The organism is Saonia sp. (genome assembly GCF_056326165.1).
Genome location: NZ_JBWFBN010000015.1, coordinates 75478 through 82955, shown reverse-complemented (window position 1 = coordinate 82955; position 7478 = coordinate 75478). Strand labels below are relative to the sequence as shown.

Sequence of the window (7478 nt, the reverse complement as noted above, 5' to 3'; positions counted from 1 at the left end):
TTGCCAGGCGGTTACGAAGTATTGATTGTTGATGACGGATCTCCTGATGGAACGGCAGACGTTGTACGCAAATTAATGGATGTACATGGCGGACGTATTCACCTTGAGGAACGTACGGGCAAACTGGGTTTAGGAACGGCGTATATCCATGGTTTTAAATGGGCTTTGGCACGTGAATATGCTCATGTTTTTGAGATGGATTGTGATTTTTCTCATAACCCAGAGGATTTACCCAGGTTGTTGGAGGCGTGCGAGAATGGCGCTGATGTGAGCATAGGTTCGCGTTACGTGCAAGGCGTAAATGTGGTGAATTGGCCCATGAGTAGAGTATTATTGAGCTACTTCGCCTCCGTTTATGTTCGTTTCATCACTGGGATGCCGATCCAAGACGCGACGGCTGGTTTTAAATGCTATACGCGTGAAACGTTAGCGGCCATTGATTTTTCAAAAATCCATTTTGTCGGTTACGCTTTCCAGATTGAAATGAAATTTACAGCGTGGCGCAAAGGACTCGTTGTTAAAGAAGTCCCAGTCATTTTTACGGACCGTACAGAAGGCACAAGTAAAATGTCCAGTGGCATCATCAAAGAGGCCATCTTTGGTGTTATGAAATTGAAAATTTGGAGTTGGTTCACCAAACCCTAAATAACCCCTACCTAATAAATGTTGAAATCGTATCTCATTAAAAATGCCCGCATGGTCAATGAGGGTGAAGTCTTTGAAGGTGATTTACTCGTTGAAAACGGCAGAATTGCAAAAATTGACGATTCTATCGGCCCGAAAAATGGAAACGTAACCATAATCGATGCGAATGGTAAATTCCTTTTGCCAGGAATTATTGATGACCAGGTGCATTTTAGAGAGCCTGGACTTACCCATAAAGGTGATATTCATTCAGAATCGCGTGCTGCGGTGGCTGGGGGAATAACCTCCTACATGGAGCAACCCAATACTAAGCCGGCTGCCCTCACTATTGAAGAGCTGGAGAAGAAGTACGCGCGTGCCGCTCAGGTTTCGTTGGCCAACTATAGTTTTAATATGGGCGCTTCAAACGACAACTTAGAAGAGTTGAAGAAGGTGAGTAAGCGCGACGTGGCCGGCATAAAAATCTTCATGGGTTCTTCTACGGGCAACATGTTGGTCGACGAGCAGAAAACCTTAGAGGGCATCTTCCAATTGGACCATCAACTCATTACGCATTGTGAGGACGAAGCCACCATAAAAGCAAACTTAGAGCGCGCAAAAGCCGAGTTTGGAGAGCATATTCCTATGGCACAGCACCCTGTGATTCGTAGCGAAGAGGCGTGTTATTTGAGTTCCTCTACGGCGGTGGATTTGGCGAAGAAATACAACAGCCGCCTGCACGTTTTTCACATCAGCACCGGAAAAGAAACAAAGTTGTTTTCGAACCGAAAGCCGTTAGCTGAGAAGCGAATCACTGCTGAAGTTTGTGTGCATCATTTGTGGTTTGACGATAGTCAATACGCAAAAAAAGGCAGCCACATCAAATGGAATCCAGCAGTCAAGACGGCGGCGGATAGAGATGCGCTTTGGAAAGCACTGCTGGACGATCGCTTAGATGTGATTGCTACAGATCATGCGCCACATACCCTTGAAGAGAAGGCAAACACCTATTTAAACGCACCTTCTGGCGGTCCTTTAGTTCAGCATGCACTGCCGGCAATGATGGAGCGCGTACACGATGGAACGTTTACCATCGAAAAAATGGTGGAAAAGATGTGTCACAACCCTGCGATTTTGTTCCGAATGGAGGAGCGGGGCTTTTTGCGCGAAGGATACTATGCAGATTTAGTTCTGGTTGAACCCAACCAACCCTGGAACGTGAACAAGCAAAACATATTGTACAAATGCGGTTGGTCCCCGTTTGAAGGGACCCTGTTTAAATCCAAAGTGACGCACACTTTTGTAGGCGGTCACCTTGCCTTCAAAGAAGGTAAAATAGACGATAGTGTTTTGGGCGCACGTTTAGTATTTGATAGAGACTAGAAGATGATGCGACTCGGGAACTATACAGTAAGCGTACTATTCATCCTTTTCATAGGATGCGCTTCTCCCGAGGTGAAGATTCCTCAAAACGTGTTGACACCTGAGCAAATGATGCCGATCATGGTAGACATTCATGTTATAGAAGGTGCGCGCAACGGTGCGATCATGCTTGGCGATACGAACGGTATTGAAGATTACTATGCGAAGGTCTACGAAAAGCATGGAATCACTGAAGACCAATTCAAATCCAGCTTTGCCTTTTACAGCGACAACCCAACGGTCTTCATACCTATTTATGAAGAAGTCTTGGATTCGCTAAAAGCAAACGGTGCGTTATTGTCTAAAAAAGGGGTAGAGATCGACTATGAAGATTAAAATACTCCTTCTGTTTTGGGCCTGCGCCGCGAGCACATTGGTTGCGCAAGAACAAGCGGGTTTATACTTCACCTGTGCGTCCGCTGCGCAGTACCCGACCCGTATTGCGTATGAAGTATTAGATCCCAATGAAGAACGACTTGCGGTGGGCTTTGAAGATATTAGGTCTTCCAGAGACACCGTGTATGTTTCGCTACAACTGCCCGAACGCTTCATGGTACAGGTGTATGAAGATGCCAATCGCAATGATAAATTGGACCGTGGACTATTTACGCAACCGCTCGAGCGCTACGACTTCAGTAATAAAGCGTGGGTGTTCTTAGGCAAGCCCGATGCAGCCGATGCGCTCGTAAAACGTCAGGGACCGGTACATTATATGCATTTTGAACTTAAAGACGTTCTAGACTAAATCTTTCAGGAAGTCCACTACCAATTCTGAAAACGGTTCTCGTGCTTCTGCATGTACCCAGTGCCCCGCATGAGCAATGGTCTCGATATGCGCTGCAGGGAAATGGTCTAAAATAGCATCTTCGTCCTCCGCGGTAATGTAGCCGCTTGCACCGCCTGCGATGAATAAAGTGGGACGATCAAAGTAGCCAAATTCCAAAGGTGTGCCTACTTCTTGTAGCTGATCTTCGAGGGCATCGAGATTGAAGCGGAATGCCAATTTCTCTTTGGTCTGCCAATATAAACTCTTCATAAAGAATTGGCGAATGCCCGCATTATCAACACTTTCCGAAAGAATCTTCTCTACTGCACCGCGTGAGCGAACGGCATCAAAATCAACAGACTTCATTGCATTAATGTAGCCCTGATGGTGAATGGGGTATGCCTTTGGCGCAATGTCTACAACGATTAAGGCCCGAACACGTTCCGGACGACTTACGGCAAAATGCATGGCTGTTTTTCCTCCCATGCTGTGCCCTAAGATAACGGCCGTTTGTAATCCTTTTGCATCCATGTATGCTTCCAGATCGGCAGCCATTGCATCATAATTATGGATGCTGTGATGCGGTGATTTTCCGTGGTTGCGCTGGTCGACGGCATGTATTTGCCAGCCTAATTCCGCCCAATGTTTTGCATGTGTTGCCCAATTGTCCCCCATTCCAAACAATCCGTGAAGGATAATCAGTGGTGCGCCGTCTCCGTAGACTTTCGAGAATAACGGTACTACTTCCATGCGGACGGGTTCAAACAGTTTCGGTATTGTTGGATGGTGTTATGGAGTCCCAAATAAAGTGCATCTGCAATCAATGCGTGACCGATGCTTACTTCGTCTAAACTTCCGTGAAGCTTTTGCGCAAAGAAGCTGAGATTTTCTAAGCTGAGGTCGTGGCCGGCATTGACACCGAGGCCAATGCTTTTCGCAAAGGCAGCGCTACTTACAAAAGGAGCAACTGCGGCGGCCCTATCTTTTGCATATCCGACCGCATACGATTCCGTATACAATTCGATGCGATCCGCTCCCGTTGCTTTTGCTGCTGCAATCTGCTGGTGATCCGTTTCAATAAATATGGATGTACGAATACCGGCATCTTTAAAAGTGGTGATGACCTCGGTCAGGAAGTCTTTGTGCCCAATAGCGTCCCAACCTGCATTTGAAGTCAAAACCCCTGGAGGGTCGGGAACAAGCGTGACTTGTGCGGGCCGATTCGCAAGCACAAGTGCAATGAATTCTTCGTTTGGATACCCTTCTATATTGAACTCTGTGGTCACCGCAGGGGCTAAATCTGCCACATCGCTGTAGCGAATGTGACGTTGATCGGGTCTCGGGTGCACGGTAATACCTTCGGCACCAAACCGCTCACAATCCAGTGCAATTTTCAAGACATTCGGGACATCGCCGCCTCTTGCATTTCGAAGGGTAGCAATTTTATTAATATTAACGCTGAGTTTTGTGTGATCGTTCATGGGGGCAAAGCTAAAGAAAAGGGCTATGTTTGTTATGAAATGTTGCAAGAAACACTACATACAGAACCCATTAAGGGGATTCTTCCGCAGACAACAATAGCGGAGGCTTTGGAGTTCATGGAGGATCTAAAAATTAGCCATCTTCCCGTGGTTACGGATGAAGGCGTTTATATGGGCCTTTTAAGTGAAGACGCGCTCTATGAAGCCGAAGACGATACGCTGTCCGTGCAAAATGCTTTGCGTGCGGCCTTCGTTCCCCACGTACTAGCCGGTGCTCATTTTTTCGAGGTCATGGAAGTGTGTACCCAGCACCGCATCACTTTAGTTCCCGTGGTGACTAAGGAGGGGCGCTATGTGAATTCCTACCTATTGTCGGATATTTTAGAGTTCTTTAGAGCGACACCAACATTGCTTCAAACGGGAGCCATCTTAGTAGTAAGTATTGCAGCCGACCAGTACAGTTTAATAGAGATTGCGCACGCCGTAGAACATAATGATGCCAAGCTTTTAGGGCTGTGGATGACCCACAAGGCAGTTGAAACTTCTTTGCAGTTGACGTTGAAAGTCAATTTAGAGCATACAGCACCTATTATCAAGAGTTTACAACGCTACGGCTACGAAATAGAAGGTATCTTTGGCGATGATTCGTACGAAGCCGACTACCGCGAACGGTACGACCATTTAATGAACTATTTGAAGTACTCATGAGAATTGCACTATTTGGACGCACGCCTAAACCTGCGAACCTGCCTTACTTAGAGGTGGTGTTGGAAAAATTGGTCGAGGAAGGCGTTGATTTTGCAGTATATCATACCATGGTCGGTGCTTGCGATGAGATCAAGACGGAAGAGTTCCCGGAAATGCACTTCTCGACGTTTGCAGACGAGGAAGAATTAGAGAACTTTGACCCGCACTTCCTCATTTCATTGGGCGGAGATGGAACCATTCTCGATGCAACGGTACTCATACAGAATAAAGACATTCCTATTTTAGGGATCAATATGGGCCGATTAGGCTTTCTTGCAAACGTTGCGAAAAGCAACATCGAGACCTCCTTAGATGCTCTTTTTAGCGGGCGGTTTCAGTTGGATTTCCGATCGCTTTTGCAGCTGCGCACTTCCTGCAACCGGGTGGTTAAACCGAATTTCGCTCTCAATGAAATTACCATTGCACGGAAAGAAACAACGAGCATGATCACGGTACACACCTACCTGAACGGCGCCTATCTCAACAGTTACTGGGCGGACGGCTTAATCGTGAGCACGCCGACTGGTTCGACAGGTTATAGTTTAAGTTGTGGCGGCCCCATAATTATGCCGAATAGCGAAAATTTTGTCCTTACCCCGATCGCTCCGCACAATTTGACCATGCGTCCCTTCGTTATCTCTGACAATAACACCCTCCGCCTTCGCATAGAAAGTCGAGAAAACGAATTTTTAACCTCATTAGACAGTCGAATACACAGTTTTGATACCACTACGGAACTCTTCATTCAAAAAGCCGATTTCCGTATCGCTTTAGTCCAAACTGAACTTCAAGATTTCCCATCTACGCTCCGGAATAAATTAAGCTGGGGGTTAGATTACAGGAACTAATTCATGAAAAAAGTACTCCTTTATTTCCTGCTTTTTAGCAGTTCTTTCCTCCATGCTCAATTTTATGAGTTAGGCTTAGGCGGCTCTGGAACATTGTTTCACGGAGATGTTGGTGCAGTAGGTACCAATGCACAAGGGGTCTATGGATTCTTACCCAACCAACCGGTGGGTCAAATCACTTTACGCCGTCAATACAACTGGCATTGGAGCACACGAATGAATTATTACCGCGGCTATGTCGGCGCATCCGACGCTTGGGCGAGGGATGATTTCAAATTAAATAGAGGCATCGCCTTTCGCACAGAAATTTCCGAATTCAGCTACATGACGGAGTTCAATTTCTGGCCGTACGGCACAGGAACGAAATTCAAGCGCTCCTTTTATATTTTCGGAGGACTGGGCTTAACTTTTTATAATCCGCAGGGCTTTTACCAAGACGAATGGCACAACCTGCGCGAGTTAGGTACGGAAGGCCAGCAAACGGAACTTAGTGATCAATTATTTTACGGCAATACCACCCTTACCGTACCCTTTGGGATGGGCTACCGCCAGAGTTTAGGACGTGATTTTAGTTTGTCTGCAGAAATTGGCTGGCGCCGTTACGGGACGGATTATATGGACGATACTGGCGGAGATTACGTGGATGCAGTTGCGCTGGAAGAGGAGCGAAATGCAGTTGCCGCCTATTTTTCAAACCCTGGAAACGTCTCTTATTCAAATGGATTGGCTCGAGGCACTGCTGAACAGCGAGATTGGACTATTTTTGCCGGACTGACCATTTTTTATAACCTAAGTCCCAGAGATGAACGCTGCAGTGGATTCTAAAGTTTTTAAGGCTAATCGGCTTAAAGCCGGATTAGACCCTAAGCATATGCCCGAGCATATTGCGGTCATTATGGACGGCAACGGTCGCTGGGCAAAACAGCAGGGTTTCATGTCGCGGGTACGCGGGCATGAAGTGGGGGTAGAGGCATTGAGAAGAATCACGACGGCGTCCGCAGAATTGGGCCTCAACTACCTTACGGTTTATGCCTTCTCTACTGAAAATTGGAACCGCCCGAAGTCGGAGGTAGACGCGCTCATGAATATCTTGATGACTGCATTGGAGAAGGAATTGCCCACATTAATGGACAATAACGTTCGTCTGCGTTCCATCGGTAATTTAGATACCCTCCCGTCAAAAGCAAATAAAAAGTTAATGTCTGTAATTCAGGCTACAGCAAAGAATGATGGGTTAACTTTGACGCTTGCGTTGAGTTACGGCTCACAGGATGAAATGGTACAAGCCATTCGCAAGATTGCTCAAAAAGTAGCTGAAGGAACCATGGATGCTGCAGATATTAACGAGGCAGCAGTAGAACAACATTTGTTCACTGCTGGAATGCCGCATCCAGATCTTATGATTAGAACCAGCGGCGAGCAGCGAATAAGCAACTATTTGTTATGGCAATTGGCCTATGCAGAATTGTATTTCACACCTGTTCTATGGCCAGATTTCGACGCATCCGGTTTGTACGACGCAATAGCGGCTTTTCAAAAACGCGAACGCAGGTTTGGACAAACCTCAGAACAGTTAACGGCAGAATAAAG

Annotated in this window: 10 protein-coding genes; 8 read left to right on the top strand and 2 right to left on the bottom strand. The window is 46.5% G+C overall.

Annotation, left to right across the window (positions count from 1 at the left end; translation table 11 throughout):
- From AC000W_RS12990 to AC000W_RS12975, 4 genes are all read left to right on the top strand, one after another.
- The coding region (locus AC000W_RS12990) for a polyprenol monophosphomannose synthase (RefSeq protein ID WP_474748888.1) at positions 1–645 on the top strand (645 nt) is incomplete at its 5' end.
- Between the two features lie 21 nt (positions 646–666).
- Positions 667–2007, top strand: coding sequence for a dihydroorotase (locus AC000W_RS12985; protein ID WP_474748893.1), 1341 nt, complete (start codon positions 667–669; stop codon positions 2005–2007).
- Between the two features lie 3 nt (positions 2008–2010).
- A complete protein-coding gene (locus tag AC000W_RS12980) occupies positions 2011–2382 on the top strand; it encodes a DUF4296 domain-containing protein (protein WP_474748886.1) in 372 nt (123 codons plus the stop codon).
- Entirely contained in the window at positions 2372–2791 is a 420-nt protein-coding gene (locus tag AC000W_RS12975) for a DUF2141 domain-containing protein (RefSeq protein ID WP_474748885.1), read from the top strand. The genes AC000W_RS12980 and AC000W_RS12975 overlap by 11 nt, the downstream gene beginning before the upstream one ends.
- On the opposite strand, the gene AC000W_RS12970 is transcribed toward AC000W_RS12975, so the two are convergent.
- The gene (locus tag AC000W_RS12970; RefSeq protein WP_474748883.1) at positions 2783–3562 is read right to left on the bottom strand and encodes an alpha/beta fold hydrolase; all 780 of its coding nucleotides are present in this window, start codon (positions 3560–3562) and stop codon (positions 2783–2785) included. The two genes, AC000W_RS12975 and AC000W_RS12970, sit on opposite strands and share 9 nt — an antisense overlap.
- Positions 3553–4293, bottom strand: a complete 741-nt coding sequence (locus AC000W_RS12965) for a pyridoxine 5'-phosphate synthase (protein WP_474748881.1) — start codon at positions 4291–4293, stop codon at positions 3553–3555. Before AC000W_RS12965 ends, AC000W_RS12970 begins: the two co-directional genes overlap by 10 nt.
- A gap of 39 nt (positions 4294–4332) precedes the next feature.
- Between AC000W_RS12965 and AC000W_RS12960 the strand changes: the two genes are divergently transcribed.
- Genes AC000W_RS12960 through AC000W_RS12945 form a run of 4 tightly spaced genes read left to right on the top strand, consistent with a single transcriptional unit; the run spans position 4333 to position 7476 of the window.
- On the top strand, positions 4333–5001 hold the full coding sequence (locus AC000W_RS12960; RefSeq protein WP_474748880.1) for a CBS domain-containing protein: 669 nt from the start codon (positions 4333–4335) through the stop codon (positions 4999–5001).
- Entirely contained in the window at positions 4998–5888 is an 891-nt protein-coding gene (locus tag AC000W_RS12955; protein ID WP_474748878.1) for an NAD kinase, read from the top strand. Before AC000W_RS12960 ends, AC000W_RS12955 begins: the two co-directional genes overlap by 4 nt.
- Positions 5889–5891: 3 nt before the next feature.
- The gene (locus AC000W_RS12950; protein ID WP_474748877.1) at positions 5892–6713 is read left to right on the top strand and encodes a DUF6089 family protein; all 822 of its coding nucleotides are present in this window, start codon (positions 5892–5894) and stop codon (positions 6711–6713) included.
- The gene (locus AC000W_RS12945; RefSeq protein ID WP_474748875.1) at positions 6691–7476 is read left to right on the top strand and encodes an isoprenyl transferase; all 786 of its coding nucleotides are present in this window, start codon (positions 6691–6693) and stop codon (positions 7474–7476) included. Before AC000W_RS12950 ends, AC000W_RS12945 begins: the two co-directional genes overlap by 23 nt.
- Positions 7477–7478: the final 2 nt, after the last annotated feature.

Bases quoted from the DNA above. Each gene is read 5' to 3' on its own strand.
- AC000W_RS12955 (WP_474748878.1), top strand. From the start codon at position 4,998: ATGAGAATTGCACTATTTGGACGCACGCCTAAACCTGCGAACCTGCCT.
- AC000W_RS12970 (WP_474748883.1), bottom strand. From the start codon at position 3,562: ATGGAAGTAGTACCGTTATTCTCGAAAGTCTACGGAGACGGCGCACCA.
- AC000W_RS12980 (WP_474748886.1), top strand. From the start codon at position 2,011: ATGATGCGACTCGGGAACTATACAGTAAGCGTACTATTCATCCTTTTC.
- AC000W_RS12975 (WP_474748885.1), top strand. From the start codon at position 2,372: ATGAAGATTAAAATACTCCTTCTGTTTTGGGCCTGCGCCGCGAGCACA.
- AC000W_RS12950 (WP_474748877.1), top strand. From the start codon at position 5,892: ATGAAAAAAGTACTCCTTTATTTCCTGCTTTTTAGCAGTTCTTTCCTC.
- AC000W_RS12960 (WP_474748880.1), top strand. From the start codon at position 4,333: ATGTTGCAAGAAACACTACATACAGAACCCATTAAGGGGATTCTTCCG.
- AC000W_RS12945 (WP_474748875.1), top strand. From the start codon at position 6,691: ATGAACGCTGCAGTGGATTCTAAAGTTTTTAAGGCTAATCGGCTTAAA.
- AC000W_RS12965 (WP_474748881.1), bottom strand. From the start codon at position 4,293: ATGAACGATCACACAAAACTCAGCGTTAATATTAATAAAATTGCTACC.